Genomic DNA, 25909 nt, shown 5'->3' with positions numbered 1-25909 from the left:
CCAAGAGAGAGTCACTGCTCCGGACCATCCAGCGGCAAGACCCCAGGGTCCACGACCACCTCTGGTTCCACGCTGCGCGCAGCAGTCGCTTGTCGCGGGGGGAACTCCGCCGGGTTCCAGGAAGACAGCTCTTGCCAAACCCGATCCCGTAGTTCCATCGCAAGGGACACCCAACGTTCCAAGTGCCCCTCCTGCCAGTTGCGCCCAGGGTACACAAGCTTGAGGAATGCGGACACCAGCCGCTGAACCGAACGCACATCGCGCTCCTTGAACGATGGAGGAAGATGGGAGGCAACGCGGATGTCGATCACTTGCGCTCGCAACATCCGCAGCGCTTGTGCCAGGTAATCCACGGCTAGTCCTGGCCCTTGGTAGAGTAGGTCGCGGGTAATTTTCGGAAGCTCGTGTCCAGGGATGAGCCCGTTCAGCCGGTCGAGGAAGCCAGTCTCCCCCGCAAGCCCGCGAGGCAGGAGAGCCGTCTGGGGCGTGGCGGGACTGTCGGTGTTGCCGAGGAACACCAACGAAGTCTGTGCCGAAAATTGCCGCCCGCCGCGGGAAAAGCGGCCCGATTCCATGAAGTCGTTCAGCGTACCGATGAGCTCGCGGTCGACCCATCGGCCGTGACCAATCTCGTCGAACACGAGCACCGGGTAGGCCGACACCAGGCCCGGGCGTCGTGACACTTGGTGATAAAAGAGCGTGGCCGGGCTCACGCTGCTGCTCGACACCAGAAACACGTCGGGCGAGGTATTGCGCAAGAGAAACGACTTGCCTGTCTGACGAGGTCCGAGTTCCATCAATTGGAGTCGTGGCTCCACCAAAGGAGCGAGCCGGGCCAAATTCAATTCCTTTTGCCGCGCTGAAAGTCTTCCCGGGTTGAGGCCCACGGCATTGAGGAGCACATCGATCCACTCGTCGTCCGAGAACCGCGTGCGGCCGCGGATAAAGCTGTCGAGATCGGCAACCACGGAAAACGGAATGAACCCGGCAAGGTTAACCTCGCGTTTGCGCGGGTCGTAACGCAGGTCAAGCGTACCCCACAGGCCGTACAGTGTGGACGGGTATCGGTCGCACAGATCTCCCGAGACGGTCGCGGTCACATCTCCCAGGGTGGAGAGTTCCGCGAAATGGCGGCCGGTTGTGAGGTCGGGTTTCACGCGCAGCTCGTCGATCAGCACCAGCCGCCCATTTCGTAAGAGCTGATCCTTGGCCCAATTCCGCTGCTCGGCCGTGGGGTAGTGGCGCAACACGAACTCGGCCAAGCGCTCGACCTGCGCTGGCTCTCCATCGCGGGCGAACTTTGCCACCAGATATTCCGCAACGTAGCGCGGCAAGCGGTCGAACGGTGGCATTAAAGCAATCTGCTTCGGAATCACTTTACCTGGGAATGTGTCGTTCAGTCGGTCATCCATAAAAGGCCTGCTCCAAGGGATCGTTGGGGCGATCGTCATGCGCTCGGGATTCTGTTGAGAAGTGTTCTTCGTCCCGGCCCCCGTCTCCGGCCGCGAGCGCTGGTACGGCAAGGTCGCCGAGCAAGTCTTCCGGAAAAATCGGGTACACGAAGCGAAGCATCACACCCTCGCTGTTGCGCCAGTAGCGGTCGGTAATGAGCTGCTCGGGCACGCGCGGCGGCGTACTGTGGCAAAATACCATAGTGTAGCGCTCTTGGTTGGGCCGGTGTGCCGCCATCACCCGCGGGGCGGCAATGTCAAATGCGGCAGCCCATACGCGGTCGTCCAGCAGCTCCTCCAAGCTCGGCTCGGGAAACTCCGCGATTGCCCGCTCCGCTTCGCGCAACAGGGTGGCGGTCAGATCATCTGGGCGCTGATCGAGCAACGATTGCAAGACGCCAGCACGAACGAGCTCCCTCGCCAACGTGTTCACCCGCGCGCGAACCAGTTTATCAGGCAAATCCAAGTGCAGTACTAGGGAATGTCGCGACCTGTGCCCGCGACTGAGCTCGATGCCTTCCGCTGCCTTGAGGGCGGCGTTACAGCGCTCCAGCGCCCGAACCAAAGCATCGCGATAAACCCTTCGCACGCGATATTCAGCCCAACGAGCCAGCCACTCACGCGTCAGTTCCCACTTGCGCAAGTGCAGCTCGTACCCGCGGTCGATTAAATGCCACGCGCGATCGCAGAGTCGCTTCTTCCAGAGCAAATCCTCTCCGCTTTCTGCGGGAGCGGGGCTAGTCCACACCCGCGCCGTTGCCCGGCGCACGGACTCTACGATCCACCTCGCCGCGCGCCGAAACCACGGCACCGTTGCGGCAGTGTCCTGGCCAGCATCAGCCTTGTCCTTCTTTTCGAAGCGATCCTCCCATTGCTTTTCATTCAGCTCGAACTGACCGCGGATATCGGCAAGATCGTATGCAACCGAGCGGCCTTCGTCGTCGTTCTGCAAGAACAGCTCGAGCTTGCAGTTCTCTAGCGCATCGTCCACTTGAGCAAGCCGCTCTTCCAAGTCGTTTCCGGACGGTGTGATCCCAGCCAGTGCGCCCGAGCGACCCCCCGCGCGCCAGCGGCGAGCCGCCTTGACTCCCATCACCCGATCGAACGGTTCCACGGCAGCATCGAGATCGGCGTTGGCGCGGCCCAACGCTTTTTCGAGTCGCTTGCGCAACTCGTCCCAGCCCCCGAGACCCAGGCGAGCAACCGAGGGGACGAGATCGTTGATGAGCCCTTGCTCCAGGGGTTCCAATTTAGCGGCGATTTCTTCTGCGCAGCGGCCTTTTGCCTTCTCCGTAAAGGCCGCCCACTCTTCATCGAGCCGCCAACTCGGGTGCCGGCTGCAACTCTGCCGCTGCGGGCATTGCGGAACGGCGTCCGTTCCAAAACCGCACGAGGGTGCAGAGGGACACAACGGGACCTCGGGCACAACATCCGGCGGATTTCCACCCAGCTTTTGGAACCACGCGACGAACCTCGCCCAATCCCACAGCGCCGATTCGCCCGACTCCGCGGGCCCGTGTGTACTCCCGTCGCCCCCTATGGATAGGCGGCCTGGAACTTGCTCCTCGCGATTGCCGCTCGCGGAGGCACGCGCGCGTGGCTTTGGCCGCAAGTCCGCCACCGATACTTGTTTGATCTCGCGCCAAAGGTCTGCAGCGAGATTTTGTGGGGACGGCTTACCGATCAACAACTGGCAACAGCCAACGCCGCCCCAGTCGCGACCGCGCAACGCCTGGGGATGGAACCGGAAATCGCGGAACAGGCAGACCTCGATGAAGAGTTGTACAAGAGGCAACAGGTCCAGCGCATCACCTAAGTACAAATCCACGCGGTTGCGGACAGACAACGGCCACACCCTCATCGGAAGGCGCGTTTCGGCGACGGGCTGGAGCCATTCAAGGTTTTCCTGCGCTTGGTTCCGCTCCGAAGGGGTGAGGTCGAATAAATCAGGCAGGAACAGCAGCATGTGGAGACGGAGTTCACGTCCCGCGGTTAGACCCTGATCCACACTGTGTCCTAGCGCGGCGATCCATGCCGGTAGTTCGGGGTCATGCAACTCCGCGAGCCAGACGGCATTAGTGGCATAGTCCACGCGATGGCCCCGGCGCTCGAGGCGCGCCACCTTGCTCACTTCGTGCAAATCGCGGATGGCGCGCGCCCACTCGTCGGGGCGCGGCGGCCTGACTTTCGCTATGACTTCTCCGCCGTCGCCCAGCGACGCCTGCCACCGCCCGTCGAGGTGGTCCAAAATGGAACTCGTGACCTCGCCGCTGGCTGCGACGATCGTCGGGTAGAGGTCCATCCGGTCACTCGGCTCCCAAAGTCGGGAACTTGTACTCCCTGTCTGGTGGTCGATAGCTTACCAGCTCCTCCTGCCAACGCTGCAGCACTGCGATTTGCGCCTCCAAAACCCTTCTATCTTCCGGGGTTTGGTAACCGGTTCCGTTCCCTGAGCTGTTCGCGAGCTCCAATTGTTTCCTCGAGTAGTCCAGGGCCTCTCGAACGCTATTGATTAGCTGGGGTAAGCGGTTCCGGGTCTCTCCTCGCTCCCTCTCGTTGACCATGGATTCCAACTCCTTGAAACCGAAGAAATCTCTTTGGAAGCAGGCGAAGGCCTGGCCCAGGGAGCGGCCCAATTCGTGCCAACCCTCCTTGCTGGAATCCTGCTGGCCCCGCCGCTGAAAAGTCATTGTTCGGCTGTCATAACGAATGAGTCCAAAGAGCTGAGCCTTGGTCCAGATCAGTGCGGCATCCTCACCGCTCGGCACCGGAACGAGCTCCGGAATGTGTTGCTCGAGCTGGCGATCAACGTGGAAGCTGCGGTCGCTCGACAAGTCGAGGTAGCGCTCTCGGTACATCTCGATTCCCTGCAGCGTGAACGCTGGGATCGATGCTTCGATTTTATACAGGTAGATCCGCTTGGGGTCACCAGTGGAAACCACGGCCAATTTCCGTGTGGCGTCGACGTTGCCCGCGAAGATTTTGCGGAACTCCCCCACGAGCAAGGGGTGCAGTGAATCGTTCTTGTCCTCAATGCCGATGATGTGCACCTGTTCTCGGCGTGCCACGTGGGGGTTGGCAAGCCAAGCATCCTGATAATCCCACGCGGGTGCAGACAGGGCGTCGAGCTCGACCAACGCTCGCTCCACTGCCTCTCGGAGGTAATCCGAGCGCTCCCGCCTCGCCACATCGATGAGCCAGTCGCGCAAACTGGAGGCCGCACTGGGACGAAACACCTCGTCGAGAACTCGTTCCGGATTTTCGCAGAGCTGCGCGAAGCCCCGCTGTTTCAGCCGCTCTAAGCCGTCGCTCGTTCCGCCAGTCGACGTACTTTGCTGTGGCAGGTACGGTGGCGGTAACGTCACCGTAAACGGTAGTACGTCCTTAACGGTCGGGGCAACGGCTTGCTGGGTCTGGCCGGCAAAGCGCGTAAGCCACTCGCTGGCCGCACCTTGCAACCAGCGAAGCTCCTCGATCTTCTGCTCCAGCGCTTTCTCGAGCTCGAACGCCGCCCGCCATCGTGCTTCTTTATGGCCGATCGCCCGCGCCATCTCCCAGCGTTGTTGAATCGTGCTTCTATTGACCTTCGGCTGTTCCTCATCGTCCGCGCGTAAACGACCGAACCACCGCCTCTGCACCGGGAGCTGCTGCGCGAATTTACTGTCGGACTCCTTCCGTCGCTGCTGTTCGTCGTCCAGATCCCGTTTTAACTGCTGAGCGAGCTCATGGGCTTGCGTGCGAAGTTTCTCGAGCCCGTCCAAAAACGAGGGAATCGCGTAGAGGCCAAAGCTGCGCTCAATCTCACCTGCGAGTTCTTGCTCGAAGCGAGCAATCTCCTTCTTCAAAAGCTCGACACTCTCTTCACACGCGCGCTCCTCCAGGCGACGGAACGCTTCTTGCGCCGTCCTCCAACACTCCTCGTCACGCGACCTCGCGCGTGAGGCCGTGGGGCGAGGCACGTCGAGCGGGTCGCTCTTAGGAAGCTCGGATGTGACCACCGCGTGTAGCTTGCGCTCGAATTCCGTCACGCCCCACTCGCGACCGTCGGCAGAGAACAAGCGTTGCAGAGCATCGCTCGCTTCGCGTCGTGCCCGTTCGAGATTTACTTGCTCGGGACGGAAGCGGAGTTCGGCCGCACCGAAGCTGGCGAAGTGGGCACGCTTCCCGTAAAACGCACCCTGCTGCTCGGTGAGCTGCATGACAATGTTATCGAACACATCCGCTTGCTCCTTCCCGAGTGGCCCACTGACCAAAAACGCACCCAAGCCAAGCAGTTCTGCCATGTGTTCGATGTCGTTGAATGTCTTTCCCGCACGGTTGCGGTTGTTGACGAGAAACACCATATCGAACGGCTTCTTGCGCACTTCGATCTCGCGGCCACCGAAGGAGTACCGGTGCGTGCCTTCTAAGCTCATGTAGTAATCGAGCTCCCGGAGGGCGCCGTAGGCATTAGCCTCGACGTTTTGGGTACCCGGGCGATTGATGTAGATGTCGGGCAGCAGCAGGTAGCCGAACAGTTGGTCTTCATCCTTGAGAATGTCGCGCAAGATCATCGCCACATCGAGAAAGATGCCCGACCCAGTGCCGCCCGCTAGGGAACCAATCACGCACACGGTCAAGTGCGGAGTATAAGCCCGGTAAACATACCGGTGCTCGATGGCGGGACGCTCCAAAAGGTAATCCCGTGCCTGTGACAGTAGCGCTCGCAGCCCCTCATAAACGCAATGAGCGTTGGCAAACAATGCAAGCCGCCCGAGAGCTCGGATCTGGCCGGCTCCGGAGATGATGTTGGACTTCAAATCCGCCTTGGGCGGAAACCACTGGCGAATCTCGTCATGGGTGCGCGGCAGCATGCTCGCACCGCGAGCTTCAATGAAAAGCACCTCGTTCGGTTCGAGGCTTACCTCGGTTGTTCTTCCCTCTGGATCCTCTGCATGGATAGCGTCCGTCGCTGCGGGAGTGGTGTCGATCAACAAGAAGCGAACCAGAGGAGGAACTTCGCCGAAGACCTCCACGTACTTCTTTTTGACTCGCAACAGTGCTTCTTTGCCTGTGCCCCCCAAACCGATGAGCACGGTGCGCTTTAACCAACGGGTTTCACGTGGTCCCATGATCGACCTCCTTGCCTCGGATCTTCATTTGGGCCTAGTGATGGAAAATGTGGCAATCTCCTGATCGCCAACGCGAACTCTGATCTCCTCATCGAATTCGATCGGGTCGCCCACCTCGAGCGGGTATCCTTGAGTCTCAAGGCGAAGGTTAGACAAATCCTCGCGAACGTGTTTGACGACAGGCAGTCCTCGTCCGGTCCGCTGAACCGCGATGCCCGCGAGCTCATCTAGGCCTAGGAGTCTACCCAAATCCACTGGCTTCCTCCCCCGCAAGGTGGCCGATAAGTTCCGACACGCTGGCGGCGGACCTGTGCCTGTTAACTGCCCCCAAGGCTGGAATCGGTTCCACAACGCCATGCCTACAGCGAACAGCAGCAGTGCCAATAACGGCCACAACCACCACCAGTCGAGTAATTTCTCCCAACAGGTCACTGGACGCACCACGAACGGCAGCGCCAGTGTTGCCGGACCTGTGGTCTCGGGTGGATACGAGAAGGCAAGCTCTGGCTTCAGCGGATCCCGCGACTGAATTCCTGCATTCTTCATCTGCACGGAGAACAAGTCGCCTGCAGTGAGCTGAATCGGGCCGGGGCCGCCATTGAGAAGCAACTCTAAGCCCTCGAAAGTACCCTGAGCCGCTGCCGTCACCGTCCCGCGGGCCCAACGATCGCCCTTGAGCCGGTAGCGAAGCGAGGCGCTGGCCCCTTGTTCGAGCGTGACCGAATCGGTTGCTTCAACCGCTTCTACGTCGAACACACCGGCGGGGTGGTAACGAAAGCGGAGCGGAACGCTCACGGGTTTCATCACCACTTCAGGATCGTTCGACTCGATGCACAGACGCGCACCGTAATTTTCTCCATCGGGCAGCGACTCCCGGTTCAGTAATTGGAAAGTCACGGTATGCAATCCGGGAACGGAGATTTCCTCGGGGCTGACCGCGAGTGCGGCACCGTGCGCACTCAAGTCGGGCGACACCGCGCGTACCCGCAGATGCAACGCACCTTCCTGCTCGCTGCCGGCACGCACGCGCAGTTCACGGGCCGCGCTGTTTGCCCCTTGCAGGTTCCCCAGTTCCAGGAGCTTGGGCTCCACCTCCACCACCGGCAGCCGCGGCACTTTGTTGGGCGGCACGGCCAAGAGTTTCCACCCCTCTTCCCGCCCCAGCAACTCCTCCAACTCCGGAGCAATCTCGAGGCCCAACAGGATGTAATGCATCCAATCGTAGGGTCCCCGCCGCAAGCGGTACTCGGCGTTCACCTCCTCCAACGTTGGCGGCGGCTGACAATTGTTGTTCCCGTCAGTGAACAGAAACACCAGCACGCCAGCGTCTTCGCTGCCCGGCCACGAGCTGAGCACGTGTTTCAGTGTGCGGTAGATACACGTCCGCTTGCCCCTCGCCTCGATCCCGTGGACAAACTGCAAGGCGGCTGACTTTTCCTTCGGGAGCTCGAATGTCTCCTGGCGCTTGGGGCCATCGTCGAACGGTTGTATGGTGACCCGCGACCCAGCAGGGAGGCTCTCCAAGAGCTTTCCGATTTCCTCTTTGACCTGCGGGAGCAATACCCGGCCTTTGCCATCGCCCCGGCCGACCATGGACATCGAAGTGTCCAACAGCACCACGTAGTGATACACGCGAGGCGGCGGAGCCTTTACCGCTGTGGCCGCGCTCGTCGCCAAGCAAGGATCGACTTCGTCGGCGGCCGTCGCCCGACCGCCAGCGAACACCGCGACGCACAGCAGAAATCGGAGCAGGAAGGCAAACGCCGCAAAGCGACGATCGCCGTTGCCTCTGCCGCGATCTCGCGAAAAGCCAAAGTAGAACAAAACTTCTCTACCGGCGCGCGCCCGCACCCTTGCGAGGACAGAGAAGTCGAGTTCGGCCAAGGTACGTCGGACTCGTCCTCGCACCCCACACCACTGCCTGTTCATCCTGCCTGAATTGCGAGCCCGCAGAACTTGCATCGCTATTCTACCCCTCGAATCGAAATTCACGAAAAGATAGTGCCTACGCTGTCTCTCCTCCGGATCCCGCCCCTCCACGAAAAGCGAGGCCTCTTTTCCATACACAGACTGTGCATGCAAGCTCTCGGAGCTGCCCCACCCACAAACGGCAACATTGCCACCAACAGCGGTCGGAGATTGCTTATCTCTCCGCACGGCGTGCCACCTATGCAGCAGGTTAACTCTTAGAAAACTCTGGTCGCTTGGGCATCGTCCAGGTGCATTGAGCGCCGCGTGGCGGACTTTTCGGTGAGCGCGCACCCGCCGGAGGCAAGTCGCCCACAACCGTGCACGAATCGGGCTCCATCGTGCACGCTGCAACGCCAACCGAGCTCGGCCCGTTGGGCTGGCGCCCGGCCAAGAACGAGCGAGAAAGCGTCAAAGTGACTTAGCCGGTTGCCGGGTTCACGTCATCACCAGCCAGTCCCAAGCCGACACCGCTCGGTGACTTCGCCTACACCCGCGCCCCAATCACGTCGCCGATGTGCTTTACTCCGTCGCGCTCGAGTAAGGCAATCAGCCCTTCGCATATGGTGGGGACGATCGCCGGGCCTTCGTAAATCAGACCCGTATAGAGTTGCACCAGCGAAGCGCCCGCCTGAACCTTCTCGTAGGCATCTTCAGCCGAAAACACTCCGCCAACGCCAACAATTGGCACACGACCTCTCAGGCGGCGGAAAAAGGCACGAATGATTTCCGTCGCACGCTCGCGTAGCGGGGCGCCGCTGAGCCCACCCTCGGGCATGGTTGCAGCCTGCTGCGGAGATCGAGCTGTCGTCGTGTTTGTGGCCACGAGTGCAGCGACGTTCTTAGCTTCGAGCACCTCAACCAAGGCGGCAACATCGTCGAGCGAGAGGTCTGGGGCCACTTTGACGAAAATCGGGCAGGGGTGGGACATGTGGTTTCCATCGAGCAACCGCTGGTTCTCCTCGTGCAACCGGTCGAGAATTTGCCCCAATTGGCGCGGCGTCTGCAAATCGCGCAAATTTGGCGTGTTCGGGGAGCTCACGTTCACGCAGATGTAATCCGCCAAGGGTGCAAGACGGGCAAAGCTCGCCGCATAATCGTCAGCCGCCCGGTCCAGCGGGGTGCTCCGAGACTTCCCGATGTTGATGCCCAACGGGATCGGGCTCCGAAGCATGTCGAGCTTCCCCGCTAATTCGCGTGCTACTGCCTCAGCGCCACGGTTGTTGAACCCCATCCGATTCACCAGGGCACGCTCGGCGGGAAAGCGCCACAGTCGCGGCTCGGGGTTTCCGGGCTGCGCCTGGGCGGTTAACGTGCCGAGCTCTGCGAAGCCGAATCCCAACAGCGCCCAAACGTGCGGGACCTCGGCGTTCTTATCCAACCCCGCGGCGAGCCCAATGGGGTTTGGAAACCGCAAGCCCGCTACGTTTTGCTCCAGTGCCGGATAAGCGGCTGGCGACACGGGCACACGGAGTCGGCACAGTAAAGCTTCCACAAGTCGCAGGAACGTGAACGTCCACTCGTGGGCGCGCTCGGGGTCCAATGCAAACAACCCCGGGCGAAACGCTTTGTAAGCCAGATTCAACAGAGCGTGTGTCCGCACCATCGCTAGCGGGTTACCTCATCGGTGAAGCTGTGGCCCGTGAGCCGAGAACACAAACCGCGAACAAACAAAACGGCGGTGGCTGCATTCATGGGGCAGCCACCGCCGTGTAAAAAAAGGAGGCTCGGCTTGCCGAGGCGACCACGGCAGGTGCACTACAAGTCGATGTCCTTCATTCCTGGTCTTGGAGCGCCGACCAAGCAAACCATCTTTCCTTCTGGAGCGCGATTTTCGTGCAGAAGTTGGTGTGTGTAAGGAATTTGGTCGAAGGTGTACGTCTCCGCCAAGCACGGATCGATTTTGCCGTCGATCACCAGTTGGTTGAAGGCGTAGGATTGCTCGTCATTAGCGAAGTGCGAGCCTTGGAAGCGCTTCTGTCGCATCCACAAGTACCGCAGGTCGACGACGGCGTTGTATCCTGTCGTACCGGCGCAAATCACCACCATGCCGCCCGTATCGCAGACGAAGATCGAAGTCGGCACGGTGTCCTCGCCCGGGTGCTCGAACACAATACGCGGGTTGCGGCGCTCCCCGAGAATATCCCAAATGGCCTTGCCGAAGGCACGGCAGCCCGCGGCCCATTTGTTGTACGCCTCGGTATCCGTCCAGTGTGGCATTTGCCCCCAGTGAGAGAAATTCTTGCGATTGATGACGCCCTTAGCCCCGAGCTTCAGGCAAAACTCCTTTTTCCGGTCATCGCCAACAACACCGATCGGAATCCCTCCTTGAGCCTTAACGATTTGGATCGCCATGCAGCCCAGGCCACCGGAGGCTCCCCAAATCAGCACCACATCGTTCGGGCGGACGGTATGGGGAGGCCAACCCATCAGCATGCGGTACGCGGTAGCCCCCACCAATGTTGGGGCCGCGGCTTCCTCCCAGGTGAGGTGCTTCGCTTTGGGCATGCACTGATGATCTTGCACCTTGGTGAACTGCGCAAAGCTTCCCCAATTCGTTTCGTAGCCCCAGATACGGAACGAGGGATCAAACATCGGATCCTCGCCGCGTTTGACCGCTGGGCAATCAGGATCCCACTGGCCACAATGGATGACCACACGGTCCCCCACCTTCACGTTTTTCACGTTGCTGCCCACAGCCCACACGATGCCGCTGGCATCGCTCCCACCGATGTGGAAATCGCTGGGGTCGGCACCCGACTTCTGTCGGGCCGCAATCACGTTGATTGGAACACCGAGGGCTGCCCACACATTATTGAAGTTGATCCCGGCGGCCATGACGAACACCAACACTTCGTTGGGTTTCAGTTCCGGCACCGGAATCTTTTCCACCTGGAACGCCTTCATGGGTTCCCCGAAACGCTCGGCGCGAATCACTTGCGCGTACATGTACTTGGGAACCACACCCAAGGGAGGAATCTCACCGATTTCGTAAATTTCCTTGACGCTCATCTTGTCTCTCCGCCGACCTCCTCGTCAGGAGTGATGATTCGCCGCCTTATGGCGAATGCCGTGCCCCAACGCAACCGAGCCCAGGACGCCTGTGCTCCCCTGCCATCCCCCTTATGGACAAAGCCCCAGCACCTCTGGCAATCAAAACGGCGACCGAGTTTTTGTAAGGAGCACTGCACATGGAGCAGATCCGTTTTGACGACATCGAGCGGCTGAAAACGAAGATTAGCGACGAGTTCGGTCCCTGGGGTCCGGAAGTCGAGGTCACCCAAGAGATGATCAATCAGTTTGCCGAACTCACCGGAGATCACCAGTGGATTCATGTCGACGTCGAACGCTGCAAGCGAGAAAGCCCGTTCAAGCAACCGATTGCCCACGGCTTTCTGACCTTGAGTTTGATTCCCCGACTCCGTGCACAAAGCAATTTCCAAATTGTCGGGTACGGCAACGCGACGAATTATGGAGCGGACAAGCTCCGCTTCACTGCTCCGGTGCCCGCCGGCGCGAAAATCCACGCCCGCAGTCGCATTGTCGGCGTGGAGGCCAAGCCAGCGGGAACGCAGGTGACTACAGAAATCCACGTCCACGTCGTGGGCCAGGAGCGTCCCGCCCTCATTTATGTCATGCATGTGCTTTACCATCCGCCGGTGAAGAAGTAGCCTGCGGGATTTGTGAACTTCTCGAGAACTTGTCGGGCCCCTGGCCAAGCGACACTGGCACTCGTTTTCGTGTCAGGGTTCATTCTGGCCTCGCTTGCGGCTACCGGATGCCAGAAAGGTTCCGAGCCCCCAGCCAGTGGAGGCACCTCTCCACGTCCGGTTGCCCAAACCGAACCCGCGCTGTTCGAGGCGTGGCTGCGCTTTGAACCGACCGAGCGCCAACACGATCCTGGCTGGCAGAATGCGTATGTCGACACGCTTCTCGGCCATCAAGTGTTTCAAGTGCCACCCAGCGGCGTTCCCCGTGCGATTGCCCAAGGGTTGATGCTGGATGACGACAAAGTGCTGTTGTCCTCGGGAAGGAAGCTTTGGGCACAGGAGTTAGACTTTGTCCCGGGTTTTGCTGGCAAAATCTGTTACCTGCACTCGTTCTTTTGCTTTCGGGAACTCTTCCGCCTGAGCTTTGCAGTGGACGGTGCGCCGCAACCGCTCTTCGAAGATCACTTTACGATCTACCGCTATCCAAGCCATACAGAGATCCGGTACTACGTCGGGCCCGTCGTTGTGGAGGAGCGCAAGTTCATCACGGCTGACGATCGCGCGGTCGCCGTCTACGTGGCCGAGAGCCGCGACCAGCGGGAGCATAAGCTGCTGCTCGAAGCAGATGTTACCTACTTACCCATGCCCAACCAAAGCCGCGGGCCCAAGTTGCCGCTTCTGGGCGCCGGCGAGTTCCAACAAAATCGACTCTACGCCTACTTCGATGCACCTGGCTTCGAAACCCGCGGCACGGCCCGCGTGCGGGCGACGCGCGAGCTCACAGTGCCGGCGCAGGACCGAAGTACGGCAGCGGTCGTCGCAGTCAGCTTCGAACCGCAGGAACGCAGCCAACCGGCAAATATGCCTCCGGACATCTTCACCACCCACCGTCGGGCCGACCAGCAGTGGTTTGCCGACAATGTGCCCTACTTCGACTGCAGCGACGAAGGCTTCAAGCGCATGTGGTACTACCGGTGGTGGCTTGTTCGCTTCAACATGACCGAAGCGGACACGCCCGACATGTCAGGCTACCGTTTTTACGAGGGCAAGCTTGGCTTCGACAACGCGATTACTTTTGCCGTACCGGTGCAATTGAAAGAGCTCACGTATCTCCGCAATCCTGCCTATGCCCGCAGCCAAGTTCGCAATGCTTACCGGAACTTGGCGCCGAGCGGCGCCCTCGTCGACCCGCCTGGAAGTCCCTACTGGCACGAAACCTACTCCCACTGGGTGGCGGCGGCGGTGGAGGAATTTCACCGCGTGCATCCATTTACGCTCGCTGAGCTCAAGCAACTCCTTCCCGAGATGGCTCGCGATGTGCGCGCGTGGGTCACGGCCTTCGATCCTGATGGCGATGGTCTGCCGCAAAGCGGACGACCCCGGATTACCGGCTACGACCTCGACATCCTGTCCTACTGGTTCTTCAACGGCCTGCGTTTACATCCGCGCGCCAACCCGCCGGAGCTCGAGCGAGTGGACTTCGCAAGTTTCGTTTACGCCAACGCCCGGGCAGTGGCGACGCTCGCGCGCGATGCGGGAGAGGCGCCGTTCGAGCGTGAATTCGAGGCGGTCGCGGACAAAATCCAGGCTGCCGCCTTGGAGGCGTTTTGGGACGACGACACCCACTTCTTCTATCCCCGACGGGCGGACGACAACGCGCGCATTCCCATCCGAGAGCTGCACGGCTTTTTTCCGTTCCTTGTTGGCATGGCTCCTGACGAACCCCGTTACACGCGGGCATTACAGTACCTCGTCGACCCAAACGAGTTTTGGAGCCGCTTCCCGCCAGTGATCACCAGCCAAGCCCACTATCGTGAATGGACGTGGGAGATGGATGGCCTGACGCGGAACATCGCGCCCCATCCCATCAGCATGGGCGGCCGCTTGGTGCTGCAGGTGCTGCGTCGCTACCACAACCACCCCGTAACGGCCGATCACTTCATGGACCTCATGGAGCGGTACAATCAACTCGTGTACCCCGGGGTCAATCCTTACGATCCGTACTGGCGGCCGAACGCCCACGAATATTATTCCCAGTGGGAGCCCTATCGGCTATCCTCGCGGCCTAAACCTTCGGATATTTCCCATGACTTCCACTCCATGTACCTGGCTCTTGTGGTTGAAGGGGCTGTCGGGCTCGTTCCGCGCCCGGACGGGTGGATCGAGCTCGACCCTCTGGCCAAACGCTGGGACCGCTTTCTTCTCGACCGGCTCCGCTACCGCGGTCACGATTTGACGATCGTTTGGGATCGACCCGACGGTCAACGAGCATACCCGCAATTCGATGAGGGATTTTCGCTGCTCATCGACGGTGCGCTGGCGTTTCGTCGCGACGACTTAGGGCACGTTCTGTACTATCCCGCCACGAAAGAATTCCGCGAGGTAAGGCCGTGAGCTCGCCGTGCACGCACCGTTCCACCTCGTCGCTGAGCGATCCTTCTGGTCTTACCGCTCCCACGAGCCGGGCGGCGGCTGGTGCAACCGCGATCACGCTGCTGAGCGGATCCTTCGGGCGAGTCATGACTGCGAACTTCGCCTTCTTCATGAACTTCGCCTCGTTCTTCTTATTACCGCTGTTCGTGAAGGAACTGGGCGGAACGGAATCGACAATTGGCTTTGTGATGGGATCTGGTGGCTTCGCCACGTTGCTTACGCTTCCGTGGATTGCGCTCTGGATCGACCGTCTCAGCCGGCGGCTCGTATTCGCGGCGGGTGCATTTGCGATGTCTGGCGCAGCGCTCGGTTACCTGTTTGTCCGCGACACCGGCGCACTGCTCGTCATGCTCCGCTTGGTGCAGGGCGTGGCGTTCGGGGCCTCGTTCACCGCGGCGACCACGTTAGCGGCAAGCTTGGCTCCAGCTGATATGCGAGCGCGGGCGCTGGGCTGGTTCGGGGTGTCCACGCTGCTCACCCATGCTTTAGCCCCAGCCCTCGGCGAAGAACTTGTGCACCGTGCGGGCTTTCCCGCATTGTTCATCGCAGCCGCTGCGTGTTCGGCATTTGCTGGATTGTGGATGATGGGGGTGCGCGAGGGTGATTCTCCTATCAGGTCGCTCAAGCAGCGCAGTCGGTTATCCGCCGCGCATTACCTGCTCGCCGGGGTGATGGTGCTCTTCGGTATGGGTTTTGGCTGCGTCACCACGTATGCAGCAAGTTTCATCAAGGCGCAGCACCTTGGCCGGGTCGGCGTTTTCTTTTCCGCGTATACGGCCAGCGCCATTGGCATTCGGATCCTGGGTGGGAGCATTTCCGATCGCTGGGGGCGCGCGGTTGTGACGGTTCCCGCCTTGCTGGCTTTAGGGGTGGCGATCTTTGGGCTTGCAGCAGTGCAAAGCCCAGTGGGTTTGGTTGTCGCTGGGGGGCTCTTCGGGCTCGCTCAGGGCTTAGCTTACCCAACGTTGCACGCGTTCCTGGTCGATCTCTCCCCCCCGCAAGCGCTGGGAAAAGCGCAGGCCCTGTTCAATGGTTCGTTCAACTTGGGCGTTATGAGCAGTGCATTTCTATTTGGAATGGTGGCCGACGCCTGGGGCCAGCGCGCGATGCTCAACGCGGCGGCCGCGACGCCGTTGCTGGCCGCGCTGCTGTTCGTCGCCGGGCTCGTTCGGTGGCCAAGGAGAAACCCGGGATCGTGACGCGAGCAAGACCTCGTTTTCGCGTTGGCACGGCATCTTGGACCGACCCGACGCTGCTGGAGTCCGGGTTCTATCCGCCGAAGGCGAACAGCGCCGAGGCACGGCTGCGCTTTTATGCCGAGCATTTCGACACAGTCGAGGTGGACTCTACCTTCTACGCGTTACCGAGTGAGAGAAATTCGTACCTCTGGGCACGGCGCACGCCGGCTGATTTTTGCTTTCACGTCAAAGCCTTCGCTGCACTCACCCAGCATCCTGTGGAACTGCGCCAACTCCCGCGGGCCATGCGGGAGTTACTGCCCGCCTCGGCGCCAGGTCACGAGGGGGAACGCATCAAGCTGACGGCGGGTGACGCCTTGGAAGCGTGTTTTGCAATGTTTGCGGCTGCTCTCGACCCCCTGCAGCGTGTGGGCAAGCTTGGTTGCTTGTTATTCCAATTTCCGCCCTGGTTCACTGCGAAAGAGGAAAACGAGGCCTACATTGAGTTGTGCCGCGATCGGCTGCCTGGTTTCCAGTTGGCCATTGAATTTCGCCACCGCAGTTGGTTCGGGGAGCGGGCGGAGAAAACCTTGGCGTTCCTGAGCGAGCACGAGCTTGTCCACGTCATTCTCGACGCCCCGGATGCTCCGAGCATCCCCAAGACACCGTTTGTCACCACCGCGCCCACGGCCTACGTTCGCTTGCACGGGCGGAATCGCGAGGCTTGGTTCGGCAAGCATGAGCGCGCAAGCGAGCGTTTTCGCTACCTGTACAGCGACGCCGAGCTGGCGGAGCTGGCCACCCGGATTCGGCGCTTGCGCGATGCCCGGGAGGTCAATGTCATCTTTAACAACTGCTACCGCGATTACGGTGTGCGGAACGCGCTGACCATGGCAAAACTTCTCGAGGAGAAGACGTAAATGTTGCGCTGGCGGTTCTCGAGCGGGATCATCCTCGGACTCGTGCTCGGCATCCCTTTCGGGGCAATCCTCTCCACCATTCTCGCTCCACCACCCCAGGCTGATGCACGCTTGCAGTTCGAAGTGAGGGAACTCACGCGCCAGCTCGAAGCTGCAAACGAGGCAAGGGCGCGGGCCGAGAAACAACTAGAGGAATTCACCAAGCTTGCCGATCAAATGACGAAGAGTTTCGAGAAACTCGAGCAGCGCTTTCGCGAGCTCGAAGCCGAAGTGGCCTCCGCCAAAATTCAAGAGGCCTCGCCTACTGGCGCCGTGCTCTCTGCCCCCACCGCCACGCTCGACACGCAGGATCACGAACCCTAGGGCGCCCGTATCGGCTTCCTTTGGCCTGATTCCCACTAACGTCGCCACGGGCGAATCATAAACGGCCCCTACGGTTGCCCCACCACCGAGGCGAATTTGCTACCTGCGGCTTCCGATCCTGCGGCAGCTACCCTCCACCCCACCTGAGGGCTGGTAACCCGCGCCTACTTCCACCACTCGCGACTCGCCGCCTTCCTCCTTTCCAATTCGCCGTCCGGTGAACTGCCACTCGCTCCTCGCCACGAATCTTGCCCGTCGCAAGTTGCAATTGGTTGGACCACCTGATAACTGGGACAATCTATGCCAGCACAAGTTGTCGAGGCACGTTTGTTTCGGCCCGCGCAACGGCGTCGTCTGCACGAGGAAGTGGCCAATCAGTTGCGCGATGCGATTTTGGAAGGGCACTACCGGGCGGGGGACAAGTTGCCCCCTGAGCGGGAGCTGGCAGCGCGTTTTCGGGTGAACCGCACCTCGGTGCGCGAGGCGATCAAGATGCTCGAGAGCTCCGGTTTAGTCGTCGCCCGCCAAGGGGACGGCGTGATTGTGCAGCCTCTCGTCGAAGCTTCCCTCGATCTGATTGCTCCGATGATTTTCCGCGGTGGCCACATCGACGTAGGCCTGCTGCGCGAGATGCAAGAAGTCGTTTCCGTGTTGCTCTACGAGATGGCGCGGGTTGCAGTTGAGCGGGTAGCTCCCGAGCATCTAAAGACCCTCCGCCATTGGCGGGACCGATTGGCAGATTCCACGCTTCAGCGCGAGGAGCGCTTTGCAGCCGCGCGCGAAATCATGGTGCTCGTGGCCGATGTCACCGGCAACCGTGTTTGGCAAATGGTGGCCCGGCGCCTGCGCATGCTGCTCGCATCGGCACCGTTGCAGGAAACGCGAGAGCGGCTGCACCTCGATCCAACGCCGCTTGTCCGCGTGATAGACGCGTGCATGGACGCCATTGAGCAAGGCAAGCCGAAGGACGCAGTGGCGAGGCTGCGCGAGGCCTTTCGAATGTTAGGAGAATCATCCGTTGGCCCGCATCTGGCGGCCTCAGTACCTGAGCAGCGCCCATCGAGGAGGAAAACTGTATGAGCGAGTTTCAAATTCAAACTCCTACGCAAGAACCCGCGTTGGATTCAGCCCTCAAAGTGATTTACCAATGGAACTACGATCCCGAGGTCGAGGAACTGCGGAACCTCTACCACAAAGCGTTGGAGGCGCAGTGGATCGCAGAGCGAGAGATCAACTGGGATCGTCCCATCGACATGGAAAAGTTCGCCACCACTCCTATGGGCACCGCCCTGGATATCGAGAAGTGCTCCTACTGGCGGTCGCTCCCAGAGGAGACGCAGTGGGAGCTCAAGCGGCGCATGGCGAGTTTTCGGCTGAGCAACTTCCTCCATGGCGAGCAGGGCGCGCTCATGGTCGCTGCGCAACTGGTGAACGCCGTGCCGCATACGGATGCAAAGTTTTACGCCGCCACGCAAACGATGGATGAAGCCCGCCATGTCGAGGTGTTCGCCAAGTACATCAACAAGCTCGACGAGGTGCGCCCCATTGCTCCCGCGCTGAAGAACATTCTCGATGCCACGCTGGCGACCGACGACTGGATGAAGAAGCTCGTTGGGATGCAAATCGTGGTCGAGGGCCTGGCCCTTTACAGTTTTCGGGAAATGCGGAACCTGACCGAGGAACCGCTATTGAAGGAACTGCTCACGTACGTGGCACGCGACGAATCGCGTCACCATGCATACGGCGTGCAGTACATCTCACGCTGCGTCCCGTGCCTCAACGATGCGCAACGGCGGGAACTCGAAGACTTTGCCCTCGAAGCCGCACGAACGTTGATCGGGTCGCGGACGCAGCAAACGTTCTTTAGTGCGCTGCTCGCCATCTGGTCGGAGGTCGGCATCGACCCGGCCGAGCTCCTCAGCAGCGTGCAAAGGGAGCGCGAGCAACTGATCCGAGAGGACATTCGGCCCGGCGGCCGGCTCGGACCGGTGCAAGGATTCGTCATTCCGACGCTCAGGCGCTGTGGTTTGCTCAGCGAGCGGGTGGCCGCGCACTTCCACAGCTTCCTCCGCGAAAACTTCACGAGCCGCGTGGTCGGCGAAGACGTGCAAGAGTTCCTCCGCCTCCTGCCGGACATTCCGGAAGACACCGCCGCGTGGGTGCTCGGGCAACTGCAGTAGCCCCTTCCCACAGATCGAATCACGCAGGGCAATGGTCGGCTGGGAGCGGGCTGCACCGCAGCTCCGTCCGCTCCGTCGTTCGCGGTGCACCGCCCACCGCATTCCGCGCAGCGGACGCGCGAGGTCACTTTTGCAGTAGCGGGATTTGTTCGAATGCGGATGCATGATAGGGTGCTTGCATGACGTCGCTGAAGCTCATTGCCTTCGTTGCCTCCCTCGCGGTGGTGGCTGTGCGACCGGCACGGAGTGAATCGGTACCTGCCGTCGGAAGCAAGGCTCCTGAGTTCAAGGCATCGTCAACGGCCGGGCCCCTTTCCCTCGCGGATCTCCGTGGCAGTTGGGTGGTGTTGTATTTTTACCCTAAGTCGTTCACTCCCGGGTGCACTGCAGAGGCCAGCTCCCTGCGCGACGGCTTTGATGCGCTCCGCAGTTTGCAAGCCACAGTGGTGGGCGTGAGCACCGATAGTTTAAGCACCCAACGCGAGTTCAAAGAAAAACTCTCCTTACCCTTTGAACTGATTGCGGATCCGAACGAACAGGTGGTCAAACTCTATGGAGTCGAAGGCTGGCTCGGGATGGCTCGCCGGCGCACGTTCATTATCGACCCAGAAGGCATCGTCCGCGCCGTTATCGAGGATGTCGATACACAGAAACACGCGGAGCAAGTGCGCGACTTGTTGCAGCAGCTTCGTGCCACCTCGGTACCGACGCCAAAAGAGTGACTTCGGGAGCTTTCCCGAAAGGCAGCGAGGTGCTGCTCTAGGCAGAGCCTTGGCTAGCGCCAGGCTTTCGCGGCTAAGCTATGCGGCGCGCGGTGCGGGGCGGCTCGCCGTGGCTCTAGTGCGAGGGGTAGTCGCCGCTCCGCTTCGGCCGCACGGCGCCTGGGGGTGCGGCGCACGCTCGTGCACTCGAGGCCGCGAGCGGCGGATGGGCATGCTCTTGGGTCCGAAAGTTTGCCGGAGGGTTCGCTCCTGAAACACCTGGCGCACTAGCGCGGGGGTACGGGGCGAAACACCAGGAAGTATTGATACGGTAAAAAATCAGGAGCGTCGGTCAGCACCAAGCCAGCCTGCAGCGCCTCGTGCACGACGACATCGCGCTCCAGTTTATGATCTGGCGGTGGCCCCACTGGCAGTTCCCGCTTGTGGTAGTCGATCACCACTACCCGTCCCCCTGGACGTAACGCCTCTCGCAAGTGCTCGAAGTACCGCACCCGGTCGGGAAAGTGGTGGTACGTGTTGACCACAAGGACAAGGTCAAACAATTTCGGCGGCAAGCGCGGATTGTCGGCCGGTGCCAACACGGGCACCACGTTCCTCACGCCTCGGAGACGGAGGTGTTCGTTCAAACGGTCGAGCTGGCGGGGTTCGACATCCACGGCAAACACCACTCCCTCCGGCGCCGCCTGAGCCAGCCGCAAGGTGAAGTAACCCGGCCCGGACCCAACATCGGCAATCCAAGCGTCGGTGCGAAGTTGCAAAGCGGCAATAACCTCATCGGGTCGCTGCCACACATCTCGCTCCGGTGACTCCAAGTGGCGAATGTACGCTTCAACGTCTTCCGGGCCGCGCACATCTCGGTTGGGCGCGGCAGCATGATGGCGGTGGTGATGGCTCTCCCGGCAGCGGCCGCATCCAGAGAGCACGAGCGGCACAAGCGCCGCTAGGACAAGGCTGCTTCCTGCAAGGACGACACGTCTTTTGCCCATCGTGCCACCACGCTCCTATCGCACGCTCTCTGGTTGATCAGCAACGCCCCTTTCCTCGTGTACCCTAGCGCGCGGTTCCTTCGCGCGGTTCCTTAAGGATGCCCTCGAATGGCTCCCACGTAGCGCTCTAAAAGCGCCTCCGCCTCGTTTTTTTGGCGAACCTTTCCATCGCGCTCGGCGATTGCAATGGCTGTTTTTAACAGAGCCACCGCGCGCTCTTTCTCACCACGGTCAAAGTACAACTGCGCCAGTTCTACGCGCGCTCCGACGGCATGCTCTGGCTCCAAAGCGATCGCCTTAGTTAAGCACTCCTCCGCCTTCGCCTCGCTTCCGCCCAGTAAGCGCGGGAGTTGGCGGTACAGACCACCCTTCGCTGCCAAGGCATCGGCATGATTTGGGTTGAGCTCCAACGCACGATCGAGATCGCGGTTCAGCCGCATCAGGTTAAGAGGATTGGGCGTTGCCCCATCCAAGAGCAACAGCCGCCCCCTGGTCGCAAACCGCGCGAAGTGGGCATCGGCATTCCGTTCATCGAGTGAGAGGGCGGCATCGGCTAAGCGCAACCCCTCCTCGTAGAGCCGCCGCTTCTCTTGATGATCGGCCGCATCTTCCGCTTGCTTGAGCAACGCGAGGGCCCGCTTGGCGAGGGCTTTTGCCTTCTCTCCGGGCGATTGCTCCGCCGCCAACACAGGTTCGGACGGCACCTCGCGGTCGGGCTCTGCCCGCAACGGCCGGGCCCACACCACCCCGAGCACGGCGGCCGCAGGCACCACACTGAACACCGTAACCCGTCGCCTCATCATACCTCAGGAGCAATGTTCGCTCCTGTAACATTGCCCGCGGTTTGCGGAAACCCGACGGCCCCGACGGCCCGGATTCTGTTTCTCCGGAGCGGTAAGTTGGGAGGTGCGCGCTTCGACTCGAAGCGTCACGCAATCCAAGCGTGATCGTGATTCTGCGAGCGCTCGCGCGAACATTTCCCACCCGGCAAATTTCGTGGTAGAAGTTTGAGGAGTGCATTGGAGATGGCAGCACTCAACACCCAAACCAACGCAGCGTGGCACTACCATCGTGTGACCAGCCATTCTTGGGAGAGCTTGCAAGCAAGCCCCCACACACTCGACTGGGGAAATTATCCGCAGCCTTTCAAAATTTACCGCGATCTTCCCACCGTGCCGCTGCCCCGAGAGTGGCCGCGCTCGACGATTCCTGCCCTAACAGCGATCTTCGACGACGGCACGAACTTCGACCCCACTGCGCGCCTGGACTTGTTCACTCTGGCGCGCCTTCTCTACCTCAGCGGTGGCGTGGTCCGCTGGCGCAACCTCGGCGGGATGCGCATCCCCTTCCGTACCGCCGCGTGCACGGGCAACCTTCATCACATCGATTTGTACGTCGTGTGCGCGACACTGCCCGGACTGGAGGCGGGCGTGTACCACTTCGGGCCCCAGGACTTCGCACTCCGACTTTTGCGCCGCGGAGACTTTAGGGCCAACGTGTGCACTGCAGCAGCAGCCCCGCCGGAGCTCCGCGATGCGCCTGTGTGGCTGGTTTGCACGAGCACCTTTTGGCGAAACGCGTGGAAGTACCGAGGCCGCACCTACCGCCACGCGTTTTGGGACAGTGGGACCATCCTCGCCAATCTCTTCGCCGCGGCCGCAAGCGTGCGGATTCGCCACCGGTTGCTCGTCGGTTTCGTCGACCGGGAGATCAACGCGTTGCTCGGCGTCGATGGACGAAAAGAGGTAAGCCTCGCTGTCGTGGGGTTAGGGGCCAAGGCAAAACCACCGGGCGAGTCGCTGCCGGTGCCAGCACTGCAGGTGGCGGTGGAGCCGTACTCCCGCCGAGAGGTCGAATACCCGGAAATCGTCGCGATGCATCAGGCATCCACGCTCGACAGCACAGCCGAGGTAGAAAGCTGGCGGCTGCGGGCGAAGGAGTGGTCCCTGCAGTCGAGCGTTGTAGGCGAGCCGCTCCCCGCATTACGCGAGTTCCCCAAAGACCCGATCGAGGAAGTGATTGCTAGGCGCGGGTCGACGCGAAAATTTCAGCGCGAGCCGATTCCGCTGCCAACGTTTAGCGTCATAGTCCGCGCCGCGCGCACGAAAATTCCAGCCGACTTCCAAGCTGTCGGGCCACTGACAGACGCATACGCTATTGTCCACTCCGTCACTGGGCTCGATCCCGGTGCATACTTTTGCCATCCCACCGGAAGCGGGCTCGCGTTGCTCCGCCGCGGCGAATTCCGCCACCAGGCTGGGGCGCTCGCTCTCGGACAGGCCCTTGCTGCGGATGCCGCGGCCAACCTTTACCATTTGGCCGACTTGCACAAGGTGCTTCCGACCCTTGGGAACCGTGGCTATCGTGCGGCTCAACTCGAGGGCGGCATTGCCGGCGGCAAAATCTATTTGGCCGCGTTTTCCCTGGGCATCGGTGCCACTGGGCTCACCTTTTTCGATGACGACGTGACCAGCTTTTTCTCCCCACACGGGGCCGGCAAGAGCGTGATGTTCCTCACCGCAGTGGGAAAGCCCGCGCGGCGCAAGTAGTCGTGCCCGTTTCCGCAAGGCGCCCGCACGCTGGCGAATCAAACGTTAAAGCGAAAGTGAATGATGTCGCCATCGCGCACGATGTACTCCTTCCCTTCCAATCGGAGTTTCCCGGCTTCGCGCGCTTTCGCCTCGCTGCCACATTGCACGTAGTCCTCGAAGGCAACCACCTCGGCGCGGATAAAGCCACGTTCGATGTCGCTATGGATTTTGCCAGCCGCCTTCACAGCGATGGTGCCGCGACGAATGGTCCAGGCCTTCACTTCGTCCTCTCCCGCAGTGAGGAAACTAATCAGGTCCAGCAGCTCGTAAGCCATCCGGATGAAGCGGTCGCGTGCCGAGGTCTCGACGCCCAGGTCGCGCAAGAACGCAACACGATCAGGCTCGGGCAACTTGGCGATCTCCATTTCGATTTGGCCAGCCAAAACCAGTCCCGGCACCCCCTCGCGTTCGAGCCAGGATTGGACTTCGGAGGGCATAGGCGCGCGTGCTTGCTCCTCGGCCACGTTCAACACGACCATAAACGGCTTGCGCGAAAGGAAGCCGAAGCCGGCCAGCATCGTCGCCTCTTCCGCACTCCATTCCATCCGACGGAGCGGCGTTTCTCGATCGAGGGCCGCTTTCAGCCGCTCCAGCAGAGCGCGTTCACGCTCCTTGCCTTTTTCTTTCCTCAACCGTTCGAGGCGCCGTTCCACTAGGATCAGATCGTTCAGCAGTAGCTCGCTCTTGAAAGCCTCGACATCACTCACGGGCGCTGCAGCTGCGCCCGTAAACGGGTCGGCGAAGCCGCGCACCACTTGCACAAGTGCGTCCATGTCCCGCATTTGGCCAAGTGTCGCAGGATCGAGGGCACCTTCCGAGCGCCCGGCTCCCGACGGCGGAAAATCAGCGAACACGATTTCGGCATACGTCACCTTGCGCGGGTGAAAGCGCCGGGCCAGTTCATCCACCCGCGGGTCCGGTACTTTGATGGTTCCGAGGTGCACCGTGCCAGGTTCGCCAAAACCACCCACGGGCACGTCTTGCCCGCTCAGGGCACTGAACACCGTCGTCTTACCGCTTCGGGGGAAGCCGACAATTCCGACCTTCATCGCAGCAACCTTCCGCTCCGAGGGTTCAAAGCTTCAAGGAGCCGACTTGGCTCGCGATCTTCAAGCGCAACGCGTTGAGGCGAATGAAACCTTCCGCGTCGGCCTGCCGATACACCGAATCGGCTTCGAAGGTAGCGATGTCGGGCCGGTACAGAGACTGCGGAGCTTGACGGCCCACCACATGCGCGCTGCCCTTGTACAGCTTGAGCCGCGCCGTACCTGTCACGGCTTTTTGCGCCTGATCGACCATGGCTTGCAGCATTTGCCGTTCAGGCGAGAACCAATATCCATAGTACACCATCTCGGCGTAGCGGGGGATCAAGCTATCGCGCAGATGCATCACTTCGCGGTCGAGGGTGACGGATTCCACGGCGCGATGCGCGAGGTGCAACAGCGTGCCGCCTGGCGTCTCGTACACTCCGCGCGACTTCATCCCCACGTAGCGGTTCTCGACAACGTCTACACGGCCCACCCCGTGGCGCCCGGCAATTTCATTCAACCGGGCAAGCAGCGCGGCTGGTGATAGTTTTTCCCCATTCACGGCCACGGGATTCCCCTCTTCGTAATCGATTTCGACATACTCGGGCTCATCTGGGGCTTTCTCTGGCGCGACGGTTAATTGGAACATGTCTGCATACGGCTCGCGCCAGGGGTCTTCGAGGATGCCGCCCTCGTAACTGATGTGGAACAGATTGCGGTCTGTACTGTACGGCTTTTCCACCGTCACCGGCACCGGAATTCCGTGGCGCTCGGCAAACTCGATAAGCTTCGACCGGGAGTTAAGATCCCAGATCCGCCAAGGCGCAATCACCCGGATATCTGGGTGCAGGGCGTAATACGTGAGCTCGAACCGAACCTGGTCGTTGCCCTTGCCCGTCGCGCCGTGCGCCACCGCATCCGCGCCCTCCGCCTTGGCGATTTCAATTTGCCGCTTGGCAATAAGCGGGCGCGCAATCGAAGTGCCCAAGAGGTAAGCGCCTTCATACACTGCGTTGGCGCGCAGCATCGGAAAAACAAAGTCGCGGACAAACTCTTCGCGCAAATCCTCGATGTAGACCTTGCTCGCCCCGGTTCGGCGCGCCTTCTCCTCAACCGGAGCCAACTCTTCGCCTTGGCCCAAGTCGGCACAAAAGGCGATCACCTCGCAGCCGTACGTATCGACGAGCCAGCGCAAAATGACGGATGTGTCCAAACCACCGGAGTACGCGAGAACGACTTTCTTTGGTTGTTCCATCGAATCCTACCCG

The 25909-nt window shown here is 60.9% G+C and carries 19 protein-coding genes; 9 read left to right on the top strand and 10 right to left on the bottom strand.

The genetic code is table 11. The features are described 5' to 3' along the window. Positions 1-11 precede the first annotated feature (11 nt). The 6 genes from brxL to ccrA form a co-directional block, all read right to left on the bottom strand. Positions 12-1412 (bottom strand): BREX system Lon protease-like protein BrxL, encoded by a 1401-nt coding sequence (gene brxL / locus N3C12_09850; GenBank protein ID MCX8072740.1) that lies wholly within the window; start codon positions 1410-1412, stop codon positions 12-14. Further along, positions 1405-3753 carry a hypothetical protein gene (locus tag N3C12_09845; protein ID MCX8072739.1) on the bottom strand — a complete coding sequence of 783 codons (2349 nt, stop codon included), beginning with the start codon at positions 3751-3753 and terminating at the stop codon, positions 1405-1407. The genes brxL and N3C12_09845 overlap by 8 nt, the downstream gene beginning before the upstream one ends. 4 nt (positions 3754-3757) lie before the next feature. After that, on the bottom strand, positions 3758-6562 hold the full coding sequence (locus N3C12_09840; protein MCX8072738.1) for a hypothetical protein: 2805 nt from the start codon (positions 6560-6562) through the stop codon (positions 3758-3760). A 24-nt stretch (positions 6563-6586) separates the two neighbouring features. Beyond that, the gene (locus N3C12_09835; GenBank protein MCX8072737.1) at positions 6587-8446 is read right to left on the bottom strand and encodes a VWA domain-containing protein; all 1860 of its coding nucleotides are present in this window, start codon (positions 8444-8446) and stop codon (positions 6587-6589) included. A 571-nt stretch (positions 8447-9017) separates the two neighbouring features. Further along, complete coding sequence (locus tag N3C12_09830) at positions 9018-10136, bottom strand: quinone-dependent dihydroorotate dehydrogenase (GenBank protein MCX8072736.1); 1119 nt, start codon at positions 10134-10136, stop codon at positions 9018-9020. A 152-nt stretch (positions 10137-10288) separates the two neighbouring features. Next, complete coding sequence (ccrA, locus tag N3C12_09825; GenBank protein MCX8072735.1) at positions 10289-11542, bottom strand: crotonyl-CoA carboxylase/reductase; 1254 nt, start codon at positions 11540-11542, stop codon at positions 10289-10291. 179 nt (positions 11543-11721) lie between these two features. Here ccrA and N3C12_09820 point away from each other — a divergent pair, with 179 nt between their 5' ends. The 8 genes from N3C12_09820 to N3C12_09785 all read left to right on the top strand — a co-directional run bounded on the left by N3C12_09820 (position 11722) and on the right by N3C12_09785 (position 20036). Beyond that, positions 11722-12201 carry a MaoC family dehydratase gene (locus tag N3C12_09820; GenBank protein MCX8072734.1) on the top strand — a complete coding sequence of 160 codons (480 nt, stop codon included), beginning with the start codon at positions 11722-11724 and terminating at the stop codon, positions 12199-12201. 12 nt (positions 12202-12213) lie between these two features. Next, positions 12214-14634, top strand: coding sequence for a hypothetical protein (locus N3C12_09815; protein MCX8072733.1), 2421 nt, complete (start codon positions 12214-12216; stop codon positions 14632-14634). Between the two features lie 125 nt (positions 14635-14759). Beyond that, on the top strand, positions 14760-15872 hold the full coding sequence (locus N3C12_09810) for an MFS transporter (GenBank protein ID MCX8072732.1): 1113 nt from the start codon (positions 14760-14762) through the stop codon (positions 15870-15872). Then, positions 15869-16771, top strand: a complete 903-nt coding sequence (locus tag N3C12_09805) for a DUF72 domain-containing protein (GenBank protein ID MCX8072731.1) — start codon at positions 15869-15871, stop codon at positions 16769-16771. Before N3C12_09810 ends, N3C12_09805 begins: the two co-directional genes overlap by 4 nt. After that, on the top strand, positions 16772-17134 hold the full coding sequence (locus tag N3C12_09800) for a hypothetical protein (protein ID MCX8072730.1): 363 nt from the start codon (positions 16772-16774) through the stop codon (positions 17132-17134). Between the two features lie 300 nt (positions 17135-17434). Continuing rightward, on the top strand, positions 17435-18214 hold the full coding sequence (locus tag N3C12_09795) for a GntR family transcriptional regulator (protein ID MCX8072729.1): 780 nt from the start codon (positions 17435-17437) through the stop codon (positions 18212-18214). Beyond that, the gene (locus N3C12_09790; GenBank protein MCX8072728.1) at positions 18211-19314 is read left to right on the top strand and encodes a ferritin-like domain-containing protein; all 1104 of its coding nucleotides are present in this window, start codon (positions 18211-18213) and stop codon (positions 19312-19314) included. Before N3C12_09795 ends, N3C12_09790 begins: the two co-directional genes overlap by 4 nt. Positions 19315-19493: 179 nt before the next feature. Beyond that, positions 19494-20036 (top strand): peroxiredoxin, encoded by a 543-nt coding sequence (locus N3C12_09785; GenBank protein MCX8072727.1) that lies wholly within the window; start codon positions 19494-19496, stop codon positions 20034-20036. A 266-nt stretch (positions 20037-20302) separates the two neighbouring features. On the opposite strand, the gene N3C12_09780 is transcribed toward N3C12_09785, so the two are convergent. After that, on the bottom strand, positions 20303-21022 hold the full coding sequence (locus N3C12_09780) for a class I SAM-dependent methyltransferase (GenBank protein MCX8072726.1): 720 nt from the start codon (positions 21020-21022) through the stop codon (positions 20303-20305). Positions 21023-21114: 92 nt separating this feature from the next. Next, positions 21115-21825 carry a TRAP transporter TatT component family protein gene (locus N3C12_09775; GenBank protein MCX8072725.1) on the bottom strand — a complete coding sequence of 237 codons (711 nt, stop codon included), beginning with the start codon at positions 21823-21825 and terminating at the stop codon, positions 21115-21117. A 222-nt stretch (positions 21826-22047) separates the two neighbouring features. Between N3C12_09775 and N3C12_09770 the strand changes: the two genes are divergently transcribed. Beyond that, positions 22048-23571 (top strand): SagB/ThcOx family dehydrogenase, encoded by a 1524-nt coding sequence (locus N3C12_09770; protein MCX8072724.1) that lies wholly within the window; start codon positions 22048-22050, stop codon positions 23569-23571. 38 nt (positions 23572-23609) lie between these two features. Here N3C12_09770 and N3C12_09765 read toward each other — a convergent pair whose 3' ends face one another. After that, entirely contained in the window at positions 23610-24662 is a 1053-nt protein-coding gene (locus N3C12_09765; protein ID MCX8072723.1) for a YchF family ATPase, read from the bottom strand. Between the two features lie 25 nt (positions 24663-24687). After that, positions 24688-25896 (bottom strand): argininosuccinate synthase, encoded by a 1209-nt coding sequence (locus N3C12_09760; protein ID MCX8072722.1) that lies wholly within the window; start codon positions 25894-25896, stop codon positions 24688-24690. Between the last annotated feature and the right edge of the window lie 13 nt (positions 25897-25909).

This window comes from Candidatus Binatia bacterium (assembly GCA_026415395.1).
GTDB lineage: Bacteria > Desulfobacterota > Binatia > HRBIN30 > HRBIN30 > HRBIN30.
The sequence above is the reverse complement of the archived record's forward strand: the minus strand, read 5'-3'. Positions and strand labels throughout refer to the sequence as shown.